This is a genomic window from Mucilaginibacter sp. Bleaf8 (assembly GCF_018390515.1).
In the GTDB taxonomy this organism is placed as follows: Bacteria; Bacteroidota; Bacteroidia; order Sphingobacteriales; family Sphingobacteriaceae; genus Mucilaginibacter.
Map to the genome: position 1 here is coordinate 66,672 of NZ_JAHBBK010000006.1, position 15,792 is coordinate 82,463.

Sequence of the window (15,792 nt, forward strand, 5' to 3'; positions counted from 1 at the left end):
ACCTTTGTTATGGAAAACAAAATCCGAGTAGATATCAATATAGAAGGTACGCCCATAGCTCACTTTTCGAGCTTTACGCTCAACCAGCGCTTCAACGAGCACCACACCTTTGAGCTGCGGCTGAACCATGACCAGATCGAGGGCACCAACCACATCACACTCGAAAGGTCCAAGGCCTTTATCGGTAAAAATATCACCGTACAGTTCGGCACCCTGCTGGGTAAAGAAAACCAGTTCACCGGCAAGATCACGCGCGTGGAGATCTCCCAGAGCCACGGCTTTCAGGGTGATATCCTGATCAGCGGCTTCAGCCCTTCTATTCTTTTGGACCGCGGGCCTGACCTGGGCTCTTACCTCAATAAAGACCTGAAAACCATCCTGCAGCAGGCTACCGCCGACGCACCGCAGAATGATCTGAACTTCCAGGTGAAACCAGCTTACACCTCGCCCATTGATTATATCATCCAGTACCGCGAAAGCGACTTCGAGTTCATCAACCGCCTTTCGGCCGAGTACCATGAATGGTTTTACTACGATGGCACCCGGCTCAACTTCGGCAAGCCTGATAAGCTGGAAGAAGTAAGCCTGGTATACGGCCGTGATCTGCACAGTTTGCAGTACGGCATGCAGATCGCGCCGCTTAAATACCAGAAGTTTGCCTATCATTCACCGCAGGATCAATTGTTCAGCGCGCAGCCTGCGGCAGCAGCCGCCTCTTCGCCTGATCTGGCGCATGTGGTGGATGCCTCCAACCAGGTGTTCAGCAAGCGCTACAACGGGCCGTTGAACGTGCGCATCAACTCCCAGAAAGAGATCGATACGTTTGTGAACGATGAGCACAGCGCCCTGGTATCGGAGCTATTGAGCATCATGGGCAACGGCGATAACCCGGAGGTGGGTTTGGGCAAGGTGGTGCACATCAGCACCAGTATGCGGGCCGAGAACGGTTTCCAGGTGCAGGACTTTGGCAAGTTTCTGGTAACCTCGGTGTACCACCAGCTGGATGGCGTGGGCCATTACCAGAACACGTTTGAAGGCGTATCGGCGGATAGTGAAAAGATCAGTGTCAAGGAAGCGCAGAAGCCGTTTGCCGACATGCAGCTGGCAACGGTGGTAGACAATGACGACCCCAAGGGACAGGGCCGCATCAAAGTGCAGTTCAAGTGGCAGTGCACCAGTAACGATCCTACTGAGTGGCTCAGGGTGGTTACGCCGGATGCCGGCAGCAGCGAAAAGGTAGGCACCAACCGCGGCTTTGTTTTCATTCCCGAAAAAGACGACCAGGTTTTGGTAGCTTTTGAGGAAGGCAATGTTGCCCGGCCGATGGTAATTGGCAGTATGTTTAGCGGTAAAACCGGTACCGGCGGCGGGCAAACCAATAAGGTAAAAGCCCTTACCACCCGAAGCGGCAATACGGTTATCCTTAACGACAGCGATGGCAGCATCAACGTGAAAGATCCGAGCGGCAATGTGATTACCATGCATGGCAATGGGCAGGTAACGCTTACCGCACCCAATTCTTTCACTATCAATACCAAAGATTTTATTGTAAACGCCAGCAACAGCGTAGCTATAAACGCCCAGCCCGGCGAACAAGGCGGGGGCGAAGGTACCATCAACATCAGCGCCAAGAAAACTATTGCAGCCACGGCCGATACGGAAGGTATTACTATTGATGCCACAACCATGGGCGTAGCCATTACCGGAAAAACCGACGTAAGTATACAAAGCACCTCGGCTGCGGCGTATGTAAGCGGCACCACCGAAACACACGTGCTTGGGGCCGATGTAAAAATGAATGGTACGGCCACTGTCAGAATCAATTCAAACGATACGGATATCACTTAATTCAAAGCTTATGCCTCATGAATTAGAGTATATTGTTGATAAGGCGGTATGCCATTGCAACAAAGGTTCGTCGCCAAATTATTTCAGAGGGCTGGCCAATCAAAATGTAAAAATTAGTGGCTGCATGGCTTGTACTAAGGCCGATAAAATTTCCTTAGAAAATATCCCGTCGTTTGGTACCTGCAGTGTAAACGGCGGATCATGCAAGCCGGAACCTACTGAGTGGACCGATACCTACAAGGTAAAAATAAAAGGTCAGGAAACATTACTGTTCAGAAGCAAAATGCCTTGCAGCGTAGGCGGAACAGTGGAGTTCATGACCAGCGGGCAGGTACCCGTAAGCCAGGATGATCTGCAAAAAATGGTAGACGAGAACAGCCAGGAGCAGGAAGATGAAGGCTGGGGTTGGTGGGATACCGCTGAGTTAATACCCGTGGCAGGCAGCATTATCGGTATTGTTCGCGAATCGGCCAAGGGTAATTTCTGGATGGCGGCCGCCAATGTGGGGTTTTTAGCTATGGATATAGCGGGGGTGGTAAGCTTTGGCGCTACTACAGCCGCCTCAACCGCTATGAAATCGGGCGCTAAGGTGGGCCTAAAAGCTGCTGCTAAGGCCTCGTTAAAAGCGGCAGGCAAATTACTTACTAAAGAAGGCGCAATTGCCGTAGCCAAAGGGTTGGCCAAGCATGTTGATGATATTGCTAAAGCAACAGGTAAAATATGCGTATTTGCCTGCTTTGCTGCCGGAACGCCGGTACATACCAGTAAAGGCACTAAAAATATTGAAGATGTAATTGAAGGTGACGAGGTATGGGCCTATGACGAAGACACAGGCCAAACTGCTCTGAAAAAAGTAACTGCCACGATGCAACGTGAGGTAGATGCTACCGTTGAAGTGACACTGGAAGGCGAAACTATAATCACCACGGCTGAGCACCCATTTTATACCCGTGAAGGTTGGAAACCAGCCGCCGACCTAAGCCCTGCCGATGAACTGCAAACCAAACAAGGTGAATGGCGGTTTATAAAGCATCAGGAATTTAAGTATCAAAAGAGCAAAGTCTTTAATTTTGAAGTACAGGGCTGGCACACTTACTTTGTAGGCATTCTGGCTTGGCTGGTACATAATGCAAAGGCATGTATTACAGGAGCCATTAAAGAAATTAGTAAAAGACTTAAATATCTTGGCCGGACACCTGGAAAAGCATCAAAAACTGGACTAGAGGTGTTTGAGCGCATGAAGAAATCAGGCTTAGCAAGAGAAGTTACGGATGACTTCGGAAATGTTGTGAAAGAGTTTTATGATGCAGACAATAAAATATGGCGAAATATTAAGGAAGCTGACATGGGACATATTCATGATGCAGTTTCATGGTGGAATTCAACAGGCCGATATTATGGTGCAAAAAGTAAAGAAGTAAGAGAATGGATGCTTGATTCCAAAAATTATATATACGAATACTATAAAACTAATAGAAGTAGAGGCGCTCAGTTATTAGAAGAGTACCTACCTCCAATGAAATAAACGATCTATTATGGCAAGTAAGGAACTGACAGCTGATATACAAGAAATAATAAATAATTACGGAATAAAAGCTCGTGAATGCTTTCAAAATAAAGACTTTGAAGGATTCGCTAAATGGCAATTAGAAAAGTGGAATGCAATTCCAGAACCTAAAGAAGCTTGGGAAGAAAGCTATCGAATCGCAAAGCTGTTTATTGTATTTTACATTAAACACGCTGTTGATTTTGACCAAGCCAATGTATGGTTACAAAAGTTGGCCTGGTTGGATGAGAAGCAACAACAGCATCCCGGAGAATTAGCTCTTATGAGGGGAAAAATGCTTTTTGAGAAAAAAGAGTTTGCTGGTGCACACGAATCCTTTTCAGTCGCTTACAGAGAATCAAAAGGGCATTGTTTCGGAACAGGCGATGAAGTGTACTTAGACTTTTATCGCAATCCGGATAAATATATGAACAGTTAATATGGAGTTACCTGACGAGATTTACGACCGAATCATAGCGTTATCAGAAAAAGGAGATGCCTATGCTGAAAATGAGCAGTTCGCTTCGGCGTTAGCACAGTACCAGCAAGCACTGGCTTTACTGCCTGAGCCTAAAACGGACTGGGAAGCAGCCACCTGGTTATACGCAGCTATAGGCGATGCTTATTTAAATAAACAGCAGCCAGATGATGCCCTGAACGCATATGAACAAGCACTTCAATCACCAGATGGCACGGGCAACGCTTACATTTGGTTCAGCATCGGACAGGTGTATTATGAGCAAGGAAACATAGCCAAAGCCAAACAGCATTTTATGAGTGCGTATATACTGGATGGCCATACCATCTTTGAAGATGAAAAGCCAGAATACTTTGCCCTCCTCCGTACAGAAGTAGAAAGTGCAGAACCACCTACTGATAGCAAATCAGATGCTAATCTGGGTAATAAAAACAATTCCTGGCTTCCTCCCGATTGGAACAAAAATTAAATTTAAGCAGCCAAAGGGCTGCTTTTATAATCTTATGAGATGATAATTAAATATCAAAGCTGGTTAACAGATTATAAAGAGTTAAATTCCGAATCAGGCACACAAACACTTCTGGATGCATCAAATGATACGAATAACAAGGCCAAAGTGAAATCTGGGAAGTTATCGGCTTCTGATGTGGCGAAGGAAAACCATAACAAAAAGCTGCACTATGAATTCTGTGTATTTACGGAAAGCGAAGACGTACCTTATTGCTATGTATCAGTAATTCCTCGAAATAAGCATATTGGGGTTAATTTCTTAGATGAAGCAGGAAGAGAATATCTGGCTTATGCCTTCCATGAAATACGAGAAGACCATACGCTATTTCTCAGAGAAATCTGGTACTATCATTTTGCTTCTGAGGCAGCTAAAGATGAAGAATACCGCATACATTATGCCTTTGATGAGCAGGGCGATATAAACTACCGTAAATACGATGAGAAAAACCAAAAGATACAGGACTTTGAGGGTAATAAGCGCTTTGATATAAGCGGTCTGTATGAGGCATATCCCGAGTTTGGTCAGTATGAAAGCCTTATTCGTTTGGAAAGGAACCTGCCTTTGGATATTGAGCCGCCTAACACAGCACCTGATAATACAACTGATTTGCCTAACAATGGCTGGTTGCCTCCGGGGTGGAATAAAAGTTAGAAAGAGTTATGCCCTAAACGTAGCTTTCAATACAGTTGAAAGAAGCGGATCCTCATAATAAACTATAAAATGTTAAGCGGTCGAATACTGACTATCACACAAAAGCCTATTATGATGAAATAAATATAAGACTCTTAAATGCCCATCCGGGAGCTGTCCGACAGGAATTAGATAAAATCAAACAAGAAATTCTAAAAGAACCATTTATCTATTAATTATGATAATACATAGAATAAAAACAGACGTTAAGCACTATCAATGGATTGCCCCTAATATTACGGAGGATTTAATGTATAACTATTTAGTTTTCGATGGTCTTTCTAAAACCAAAAGCTGGAATGCTATCGAATGGTACATATTAGATTCAAATCAACGATCGGGTAATTTTTTTAATATTAATTCTGGCGTTCTGGCTTTTGATAGTGCTGTTTTTAACAGTGACCTATTTTCGATTTTGGAAATGGCTGGAGAAATTCTTCCGATAAAAATCGAAGATAAATCCTTGTATGCATTAAATGTAATGGAAACCATCAACATGCTGGATCAAGAAAAAAGTACTTTCGATTATTATGATGATGGAAGTAAAGGAAGAATACTTAAATATAAATTTCACAATAGAATTCCAACTTCTCCAATTTTTAAAATACCTGAAACCTTACAAGGGGAGATCTTAACATATTCTAAGGTAAAAGACAAACAGGATGAGTTTTACTATCTTTATAAAAAGCTCGAGTTCACCGGTTTGTTATTTGAAGAACTATACTCTTCTTAAAAAGGTTTAAACCTAATTTCATGAAACAACTTTACCCCGTGGCAAACCGACGGTACACGGCAGTACGGAATGATCAACCATCTGTACAACGTGCTGGCACCATTACCGACAACTGTACACAGGCTACTGGTATTCCGAATAGAGATGACGGTAGAATGTATGGAATATTTATAACTACTCTTAGCGATGGCACAAAAGAGGGTAAAACAAAGGAAAATCAGATAAAACTATATAAAGATAGTGGTAATGAATATAAACCAAAGATGGTAGTAAAACACTTCCAGAAAGGAAGTAAAAGCAAATGGCAATTAACATAATCGAATTTGAGAAATTCATAATATCACAATCTCTTGGAAACAAGATAACTATAGAAAATTTTAAAGATAATTTACATTTCATTGATATCGACTGTTATCCTAACCAGCCTTACATATTAACTATTGAAATATCAAATGAGGATATTAAATTTTCAACTATCCGAAGGGAGGCTGAAATAGACTTTTCTTTATATGACTATGCTTTTACTGAGATTAATGAGGCAAAAAGCTTTTTTTCTAAAATAACTAAAGAAACAGCGTTTCCAATAATGTAAGTTTAGCTTACGTATAGAGCTACCGGCAAAACTAAAAGCCTATTACATATCAAAGTGCCAACTTGGGCAACGTGCTGGCCACCATTACCAACAACCGTATACAGGCCACTGGTAGCGGCACGGGGCTCCTGCCTGTAGTAGCCTCCGCGCAGGATTACTACGCATTTGGCGGCCAGCAGCCCCGCCGCAGCTACAACAACGGCACTTACCGATACGGCTTTAACGGTAAGGAGAATGATAACGAGGTAAAAGGTACCGGCAATAGTATTAACTTTGGGGAAAGAATGTATGATCCAAGAATTGGAAAGTGGTTAAGTGTAGATCTAGAACGTAAGAGATCTCCAGGGAAACACCTTTTAGATTTGGTCATAATAATCCTATTGCATTTAGAGATCCAAATGGCGGATGGGAGGAGATTTGAATCAACTTCATACAGTAGGGGATTCTTGGGCGCATAGCTACGTAGATGATGATGGTAGCAGGAAAATGTGGGATGGTGGAAATCTTTAGTTCTTAGTGCTTCATTAGAGCACGCGTTTTTTGGTGGTCACGGCAATGAGCATACAGATGACATTGCATATCGAAAAAAAGAATATACAAGCTATGTAAATTCACTTTATAAAGTATTTTCTGACAAGAAATTCTCCTTTATAAAAATACATCAGGAAAAGCCGATCTCTCAATATTTGGTTATGTACAACAATATGGAAGTAGTAAAGATGCTAATATATTCCTATTTAAATCATTTATCGAAATGAAGTCTTGGGGAAAAGCTTTACATCTGAAAATCGGCATTTATAGATAAGTTCCAGAGTTACTTAGATCAACAAGGAATAAAGTATACAACAAGTGAAAGTACTAGGGAGGTAAGCACAGGTGTAAGTCCGACAACAATGACACCGACTTCAACAACAGTTAAGAGTTATAATTTAAAAATCTCAAATTAATTGTGAAAGAGACGATGGATCTTAAATTGAAATATTCAATCCTTTACTTGTTTATAGAGGTTGTGATATTAATTACACATTTAACTCTAATTGAATTAAGTGTAGATTTATTATTTTATTTCTTTCAATATATTATAATAGCATTCATGGCTGTTGATCTTTTTTGGTTGGTATATTTATCGTTTGTAAGAAAATCGATGAGATCAAAAGATTTTAATTATAGCATTGGCCTAACTATTATAGGGCTTTTTTTGCCAGTATTTCTAGTGCTTTATATATTATCAAGGCTCCATTAATGCCGGTAATGTATAGTGGTGTTCGTCAACACTCGTCAGCAAAAGCTTCCACCCCGCTGATAGAAGCTGGGAAAGCCTGTCATGCTTTTTGCATTCCTCGTTCTTTCTCACGAGCTGCTGCCTCTGTACTGATCTGGCACTTCATTCAGCCTATTCCTTTAACATGAAGCAAGAAGAAATTGATGCTTTTTTTACTTTGAAAAGGTTACCTGCTAGTTTAGCTGATATGTTTTGTAAACTATCAAAACAGCCCTAACCCAATGGCAAACTGACAGCACACGACAGTACGGAATGATCAACCATCTGTACAACATGCTGGCCACTATTACCAATAACCGTACACAGGCTACAGATAATTATTGCTTAACATATTAAGATGGAATTTAATAACTGTTCTAATGCAGTCCTCTTTTAAAAACTCAATATGTACATGAATGACTTCATTATTACGTGTACTGTGCATAAGATAATTGTAGCACATTCAACAAAATCTTCGTATTGTTATTGCATTACCTTAGCGGATACAAGATATTGGAAATTAGTCTGCTATCAATCGCAAAGGTGCCCGATCCTAATTTCCTTATGAAACGACCTTTTATATAAATAACTCAACCACACTAAACATTAAAGCAAACTCTACTGCTCTCCTTATTATGAAAAAAACAAGCTCATTTTTTATTTTCATTTTCTGCTCATTATTTAATCTTGCTGTATTTGCACAGTCCAAAGCACCGCAGCCACTGGCGCAACTACAGCAATCTTTTGTTGATTTACGGTTCGGTATGTTTATTCACTTCAACATACCTACGTACTTTAATCAGGACTGGCCCGACCCAGAAGCTGCACCTGCAGCTTTTAATCCTACTCGCCTGGATTGCAATCAATGGGCCAAGGCGGCTAAAGCAGCAAACATGACCTACGGCTGCCTCACTACCAAGCACCATAGTGGTTTCTGTATTTGGGATACCAAAACAACAGATTACAGTGTAATGCGTAGCCCTTATAAAAAAGATGTAGTGAAGCAATTTGTAAAGGCTTTTCGGGATAATGGTTTGAAGGTGATGCTTTACTATTCCATCCTGGATACACATCATAAACTCAGACCTAACCAGATCACGGCCAAGCACATTGAGATGGTTAAAAAGCAGCTGACCGAATTGTTAACCAATTATGGCCCTATTGAGGCTTTGATTATTGATGGCTGGGATGCCCCTTGGTCGCGCATTTCATATGATGATGTTCCGTTTGAGCAAGTATACAAGCTCGTTAAATCTTTACAACCTAACTGTATACTAATGGATTTGAACGGTGCCAAGTATCCGGCAGACGGTTTGTACTATACCGATATCAAAACCTACGAAATGGGAGCAGGCCAACGCCTTTCAAAAGAAACTAATACAATGCCAGCACTGGCCTGTCTGCCGCTGCAAAGCTCCTGGTTCTGGAAAACCGATTTCCCTTCAACTACGGTTAAAGACCCGGCCAAGCTGGTTAATGAAACGCTGGTGCCGCTTAACAAGGCTAACTGCAATTTTATTTTAAATGTGGCCCCTAACCGCGATGGCCTGTTTGATGACAACGCCATAGTAGCGCTGAAGGAGATAGGAAAGCTGTATAAAAACGATGGTCGGCTGGCACAGTTTAAAAAGACAGGCGCGCCGATAATTTCAACTAATCTTGCCAAAAATCAGCCGGCCAATTCGAGCTGGAGCGATGACATGAATATTATGGATTTTGCCAATGATGATGATTTTCACAGCTCATGGCAATCCAACCCCGAAGTAAAGCAGCCCTGGTATGAAATAGCTTTCAAAACGCCGCAAACCTTCAATACCATAGCCGTATTTGAAAGCAAACTTAATATCAAAAAGTATAAATTGGAGTACTTAGAGAATAATGTATGGAAAACACTGTTTGAAGGCGAAACAGCGGAGCGCATGAAATTACACCGCTTTAAACCGGTACACGGCGAAAAAGTAAGAATGGCTATACAAACCTTTGATACGCCACCATCTATCGCCGAATTTCAAATTTACAACGAGACCAGATAATTATAAACAGGCGATATTACTAAGCCGTCAATCCAGCTTGAATGATCTACGCCATATCAGCCTTTGGTGGAACTGGATATGATATGACTTAAGGAAGCCATCATACCCTAAAACTCCTCTATCTTATTATTCATACTAAAAAAGCCCGCTAATAGCAGGCTTTTTTAGTATGCTAAAATTCGATTGCTATTGTTCACCCGCTCTATATAACACAATAGAGGGAGCAATATCATCAAAGCAAGTCTTTCAACCTTTTTGCCTGCATAACTAATTCTGCTAATAACAAAATTCAACCCACAGCAACGTAAACCGGCAGAAACATCTACTTACCTACAAACATACATACATTTATATTTTTAAACTTTTATGTATTTAATTGATTTAATTTTAGTATATTGCAGTTGCAAGTTGAAGCAGGATAATGATGACGAAGCGCGCAAAAATGAAACGGCGGTGTAACTATGCCACTATGTATTTTTAGCAACAGCTTAAGTTCATTATATAGTATTTGCATAAATTCAACTTTAAATCAAGAGAAAGAAGTAGGCTAAGGCCGGATAAAATGTCCGGAATAATTGTTCATCATATTATGAAAAACATTATTGCGTTTGCAGACGAGTATGGTAATAACTCATTTGAGTTTGGAACACAGGGCACGCATTTTATTGTAGCCAGTGTTATTCTGAAAAAAGAAAAGTTAGCAGAAACAGAGCGCTATATTGAAGATATCCGTAAACGGCACTTTCAAACCGGCGAAATCAAGTCGCGCAAGGTGGGCGATCAGCATAACCGCCGACTCAAAATACTGCAGGAACTTGTACAGGCCGACTTTTCTATTTATGCCGTTGTGGTTAACAAACGCAAACTGGTTGGAGAGGGCTTTAAGCACAAACCTTCTTTCTATAAATTTTTGAATGGGCTCGTTTACAAGGAATTATTTAAAACTTTCCCCGAGTTGGATCTGGTAGTAGATGAGCATGGCGACAATGACTTTATGCGCCAGTTTAAACGTTATGTACAGCGTTACCACCAGCCTAACCTTTTCTCGGGCAGCGAATTCCAGTTTGCAGGCAGTGCCGATAGTGTAATGATTCAGCTGGCCGACTTTGTGGCCGGCACTTTGGGTCGCTGCTTTGATGAAACGCGTATCAGTCCGGAAAGTGAACAGTTTCTGAAAGTACTGGAACCTAAAATCACCAGCCTCAACTTCTTCCCTTACGATCATCAGCATTTATTACAGGCAACAGACCAGCAGGAAGAAGGCTTTGATGAAGATATTGCACAGATAGGCGTGAACAGCGCCCTGTACTTCATTGATAACAAAAAGGTATTAACGCAGGATGATGCCGATCAGGTTAATTGCGTGAAGCTTATGCTGTTATACTTCAATACCTATGGTACCACACGCTATATCACTACGCGGCAGCTCATCCAGCACCTGCAGGTTGGCAGGGAAGAGATTTTAAGCGAGCATAATTTCCGAACCAAAGTAATTGGTAAGATAAGGGATGCCGGTGTACTGATTGTGAGCAGCAGTGCCGGTGAACACAAAGGCTATAAGCTGCCGGCCTCGTTGCAGGATTTGTACAAGTTTGTAAGCCATGGTAACAGCGTAATTATGCCTATGCTGCACCGCATCCAGGTATTTCGCGATAAAATAAAGCTGGCCACGCTGAACGAAGTGGACATCTTAAACAAAGACGAGTTCAGAGGTTTAAAAGAGCTTTTGGCCTAACAAGATGCTATGCACTTTGGGGTGTTCACTAATCTGGCCGGATTGTTCAGTTGCCCAGCATAAGCAGCCTTGTACAGATGCCCTGCGGTCTACACTTCTAAACCTCAATTAGTTGAAAGTAAGATTAGTATCGTTATTTATACAAGGCATTGCTTAATGTGTACTTATAAGCCCTGAGAGGTGTACAGAACCGGTCAAAAATAAATGCATTGTAAACCTAAAAAAGGATTGGCTGGTATTGAACCGAACGGTAGAAAGACTATCTTAAGCTATGCGTAATATAATTATTACGCAGTAAATGAACACTTTGCATAAATAGTGTTTAAATGTTCTTCTCTTTGGCACAGTGTTGGTAATAATCATTACATCAAACATAACACTATGAACGCATCTACTACAACAACCGTTATTCTTAAGTCACTGGACCTTGAACTGAAAGCGCTTTTAATGCAGGACATAGAGCGATTCAAAGCGTCAAAAAACAACGCAAATACCCAGTCTGCCGCAACTAAACAGGCGGCCTGATCTACATATACCATCTAACCTATGAAACAAAAGCGCTTCTTATATAAGAAGCGCTTTTTTATTTATCCAGATTTAGTGTAAAGAGTTATAAGCTGTTCTACTTTGCTTACCACATCATCACGATCATAATCTATTCATCCTTAGACATGATCAGCGTCAGATCTGTTGAAAATTCGAGCCCGGTAGTGGTAAGCGCTTTAACTATGAATTTATACCTGCCTGCCTGAAGTACTGAATTCTGCTTTACCGTAATAGCACCGGTTTTGGTGTTTAATTCAAATAACCCGTCTTTATTATCGAAGGCCACGCCATCCTTTTCAATGGAGGTAAGGCTGAATGTGGATTTATAATTTTCGGGGTAAAGGGTAGGGGCCGCAGATATATACCCGTTTGACAAAGCAATGTGAATTTGGTTAAACAGCAAAGTAAGATCAAGATCAGAGTAGTAAGTACCATAAAAAAACTTGATCTGCGGAATGAATACAACGCGGAAAGATCTTAACGCTATGCTGAAACCATCTTTTTGCAACGCAGGTACCAAATCGTATGCTTGCTCCGCTTTCTTTTTCGGGTCGCCGGCGCTTGCACTGAACTGTATCTGATTGCCCTTTAGCGAAACCACCGATCCGAGATTTCCTTCGGTACCCAGGTGCCAGGCCGTACCATCTAAAGGTACAGACGGCGCTTCCAGCTCAAAAGATGCATCCGCATTGCTATATAGCACATAGGCAAAAGGTACTTCATTTTTATTATCCACGCCCTTGATGTTAAGCCTGGCCGGCGCTATCTTGATTGCCAGGGTTTGTTTCCCTTCCAGCGCCTCTTGCGATGAGCTTGCAATAACAGTTACCTTATAGTTGTCTGGTATTTTGCTGCCTGTTACGGCTGAAACAGCACCATTTGGATATAGCAAGCGGCTGTCTACATGTATTTTTCCCTGGTTCCTGTCAATAGTAATTGCTTTGGCAAGCTTGTCGTGAAGTTTGCTACTATTGTTGATCTGCGTGTTGTCTGTTTCATTGAACTCCAGCCTGAAGTTAATATGTGATTGCTTTAGCAAATCTTCTGGTAAGGCTATATCAGTTTCTTCCCCATAAATTAATGCAAGGGTAGAAGGCAGGTTAACAGCAACTTGCCTGGTTGCCTGTTTTTCTTCCTCCTTTTTGCACGATGAGATGCTGAACAATAATGCAGCGGCAACGGCCAATAGTTTTGTGTAGTTTTTAATTCCCATGAATGTAAATTTTGGCCGAAAGTAGAACAAAATTTTATTAAATGCAATATAGTTGCATTTGTTGTTTTAGCATTTATCTTTGCACCGCGCCGAAGCGCAGGGCATTCATGCCTAAAACTTTTTTATAAAATGTCATTACTTAACCGCGCCTTTTGCGCTTTCACTACCGCCTTATTATTATTTAACTTTTGCACCTTTGCTCAAAACAGCAAAGCCCGGAATACCATGAAAAATACTATTCTGCGCGAAGTAACGGTATCCGGTAAACCAGGCAGTAGTACAGGCGAAATCAACGCCATCAAAGTTTCACGCAAACAGTTGGAGCTTTTGCAGTCGGGTACTTTGGGTGAAACGTTAAGCCACATTCCAGGTATTCAAAACTCCTATTTCGGTCCTAATTCCGGAACGCCGGTTATCAGGAGCCTAAGCGGAAACCGTGTGAAGGTGCTATCTGACGGCTTATCCGTAAACGATCTATCCGGCATCAGCCCGAATTTAAATGTCATCACAGATATGGATAACCTGCTTGGGATGGACGTGTATAAAGGGAGCGCCAGCATTCTGTTTGGTGGTAAGGCCATTGGCGGGGCCATTAACATGAAAGATAACACCATCCCCAAGGCTCAGATTGACAAAAGAGTAGCTGGCTTTGCAACTGCCGAGGGTGCAACTAACAATGGGTTTAAGCAGGCCTTTGACCTGAATGGTGACCTCGGCAAAAACTGGGTATGGCATTTAGGCGCAATGAATCGCTCAAACAAAGATTTGAAAATTCCGGGCAATACCAAGGCACCTATCGCTTACGATCCGAAAATAGACAACCTGACGCAAACTATGGCGCAGGTTAATGTGGAGACAGAAACCACCCGTAACTTAACCCTATATCCCTACATCAGCCAGTTTGTGCTCGAAAACCTGAACAACCCGGCGTGGGGACTTAGCGAAGCAGATTTATATACCTTTCAGGAAAATTCGGTAATAGGAGGCCAGGTTGTGCCTAACCCTAAAAATGACAAGTACATAGCCGGGCAAGACCCGAATACGCCTTTTTCTACAACCATTGTGAAAGGAATTTATGATTATGCTCCTGTAAAAAAGGGCATTATGCCTAACAGTCACTCAGATAGCCATGCTTTAAATATCGGTACCAGCTACATCGGCAAAAACTTTTATGCTGGCGTGGGCTATCGCAAATCTTATGGCTACTATGGCATACCCGGTTTTGCATTGCGACAATTGCCCGGCCATACACACACCCATGATGATGGCTATACGCATGTTATTGCAGGCGATATGGTGTATCTGCCAATTAATACCCGATTAGGCTCAAATAGCTTGCTGTTCGAAAGCGGTATCCATCCACATATCAAAGGAATCTCATCGGTGAAATTAAATTACATGATGCAGTTATCTGACGATAGTGAGCTGATTGGGGATTATGAAGCCAATAACTTTCATACTAACCGGCAGGTTGCCCGAGCAGAAATTGAACAGCAGGCTTTAAGTTTTTTGAAAGGTATAAGTGGTTTTGATTTTTCATCCATGAAAATGCGCGGAAGCGGTGAGCAAAGATATTTGCCGAACAATACAAGCCGTGAGTATGGCCTGTTTACTTTACAGCAATTCAATCTCAATCCCGTGTCAGTAAACGTAGGCTACCGCCATGATGCCGTAGAGCGCAGGGCAATGCCTGATGCCACTTACAAGCCCAGCAGGGGACTTGCCGGCGGGAAGCTATCGCCCAGAGATTTCCAGTTGAATCATTTCAATACGGATATACAATGGAGTATATTCAAGGCAGGGTATCTTAAAGCGTCGTACATTCATGCAGAGAGGGCGCCGGATGTTAATGAACTGTATTCGGGCAACAATCACTTTGCTATTATGCTGGAAGAGAACGGCGACGACCGGCTGAAAAAGGAAACAGCCAAAACTGTTGACTTGGGAGTAGGATTGAATTACGAGGGAATACACATGGCAGTAAGCCGTTACCTTACTACATTTCAAAATTACCTATACCTTGCTCATACAGGTATAGCCCGTTCCGGGGGCTTTTTGGTAAAGGAGTGGCGGCAATCAGATACTAAAATTACCGGATGGGAGGCGGAGCTGGCGTATAAACTCAGATTAGAAAAGATTGGTACCTGGGAATTAGGATCCTACTTTGACTTGGTTAAAAACATCAATACATCGGATGACAAATTGAGGCAGTGGGCAGAGGGTGATTACATGCCCAACATGCCAACCAGCAGATATGGCTTTTCATCCGCCGTAAGTGTTAAGAAAGCGGAACTTCATGTTTGGTTTGACCGTTATCTGAAACAGCGTTATCTCGGTAAAAACATAAATCCCGAGCCGCCAATGCCGGCATATAACATGCTTGGTGCAAGAGTTTCCTATAATAGCACCGTCAAAGGCCTTGCGCTCGAGTATTATTTGAGTGGCAATAACCTGCTGAATGTAGATGCCCGCCCTCAAAACTCCTTCCTAAAGTATCTTGCTCCATTGCCCGGGCGCAATATATTACTCGGTATCAGAGCCCGGATATAACTATATCGCGTTTTGATGAGGGCAGCTTTTACAAAGTTTATATTTAACTGAATTAA

Annotated in this window: 14 protein-coding genes; 13 read left to right on the forward strand and 1 reads right to left on the reverse strand. The window is 42.1% G+C overall.

What is annotated here, in order from left to right; translation table 11 throughout:
* Positions 1 to 9 precede the first annotated feature (9 nt).
* The 12 genes from KHS38_RS20210 to KHS38_RS20265 all read left to right on the forward strand — a co-directional run bounded on the left by KHS38_RS20210 (position 10) and on the right by KHS38_RS20265 (position 11,952).
* Entirely contained in the window at positions 10 to 1,848 is a 1,839-nt protein-coding gene (locus KHS38_RS20210; protein WP_213490392.1) for a type VI secretion system Vgr family protein, read from the forward strand.
* 10 nt (positions 1,849 to 1,858) lie between these two features.
* A complete protein-coding gene (locus KHS38_RS20215) occupies positions 1,859 to 3,373 on the forward strand; it encodes a polymorphic toxin-type HINT domain-containing protein (protein ID WP_213490394.1) in 1,515 nt (504 codons plus the stop codon).
* 10 nt (positions 3,374 to 3,383) lie between these two features.
* On the forward strand, positions 3,384 to 3,833 hold the full coding sequence (locus tag KHS38_RS20220; protein ID WP_213490396.1) for a hypothetical protein: 450 nt from the start codon (positions 3,384 to 3,386) through the stop codon (positions 3,831 to 3,833).
* Position 3,834: 1 nt separating this feature from the next.
* Positions 3,835 to 4,341 carry a tetratricopeptide repeat protein gene (locus KHS38_RS20225; protein WP_213490398.1) on the forward strand — a complete coding sequence of 169 codons (507 nt, stop codon included), beginning with the start codon at positions 3,835 to 3,837 and terminating at the stop codon, positions 4,339 to 4,341.
* A 39-nt stretch (positions 4,342 to 4,380) separates the two neighbouring features.
* Entirely contained in the window at positions 4,381 to 5,034 is a 654-nt protein-coding gene (locus tag KHS38_RS20230) for a hypothetical protein (protein ID WP_213490400.1), read from the forward strand.
* 217 nt (positions 5,035 to 5,251) lie between these two features.
* The gene (locus KHS38_RS20235) at positions 5,252 to 5,806 is read left to right on the forward strand and encodes a hypothetical protein (protein WP_213490402.1); all 555 of its coding nucleotides are present in this window, start codon (positions 5,252 to 5,254) and stop codon (positions 5,804 to 5,806) included.
* Between the two features lie 20 nt (positions 5,807 to 5,826).
* Entirely contained in the window at positions 5,827 to 6,123 is a 297-nt protein-coding gene (locus KHS38_RS20240) for a hypothetical protein (RefSeq protein WP_213490404.1), read from the forward strand.
* A complete protein-coding gene (locus tag KHS38_RS20245) occupies positions 6,108 to 6,398 on the forward strand; it encodes a hypothetical protein (RefSeq protein WP_213490406.1) in 291 nt (96 codons plus the stop codon). Before KHS38_RS20240 ends, KHS38_RS20245 begins: the two co-directional genes overlap by 16 nt.
* Before the next feature lie 62 nt (positions 6,399 to 6,460).
* Positions 6,461 to 6,856, forward strand: coding sequence for an RHS repeat-associated core domain-containing protein (locus tag KHS38_RS20250; protein WP_213490408.1), 396 nt, complete (start codon positions 6,461 to 6,463; stop codon positions 6,854 to 6,856).
* Between the two features lie 1,438 nt (positions 6,857 to 8,294).
* The gene (locus KHS38_RS20255) at positions 8,295 to 9,692 is read left to right on the forward strand and encodes an alpha-L-fucosidase (RefSeq protein WP_213490410.1); all 1,398 of its coding nucleotides are present in this window, start codon (positions 8,295 to 8,297) and stop codon (positions 9,690 to 9,692) included.
* Between the two features lie 589 nt (positions 9,693 to 10,281).
* A complete protein-coding gene (locus tag KHS38_RS20260; RefSeq protein WP_213490412.1) occupies positions 10,282 to 11,427 on the forward strand; it encodes a DUF3800 domain-containing protein in 1,146 nt (381 codons plus the stop codon).
* A gap of 381 nt (positions 11,428 to 11,808) precedes the next feature.
* Complete coding sequence (locus tag KHS38_RS20265; RefSeq protein WP_213490414.1) at positions 11,809 to 11,952, forward strand: hypothetical protein; 144 nt, start codon at positions 11,809 to 11,811, stop codon at positions 11,950 to 11,952.
* Positions 11,953 to 12,082: 130 nt separating this feature from the next.
* Here KHS38_RS20265 and KHS38_RS20270 read toward each other — a convergent pair whose 3' ends face one another.
* A complete protein-coding gene (locus KHS38_RS20270) occupies positions 12,083 to 13,186 on the reverse strand; it encodes a hypothetical protein (protein ID WP_213490416.1) in 1,104 nt (367 codons plus the stop codon).
* 225 nt (positions 13,187 to 13,411) lie between these two features.
* On the opposite strand from KHS38_RS20270, the gene KHS38_RS20275 reads away from it, so the two are divergent.
* Entirely contained in the window at positions 13,412 to 15,736 is a 2,325-nt protein-coding gene (locus KHS38_RS20275; protein WP_213490418.1) for a TonB-dependent receptor, read from the forward strand.
* The last annotated feature ends 56 nt before the right edge of the window (positions 15,737 to 15,792 follow it).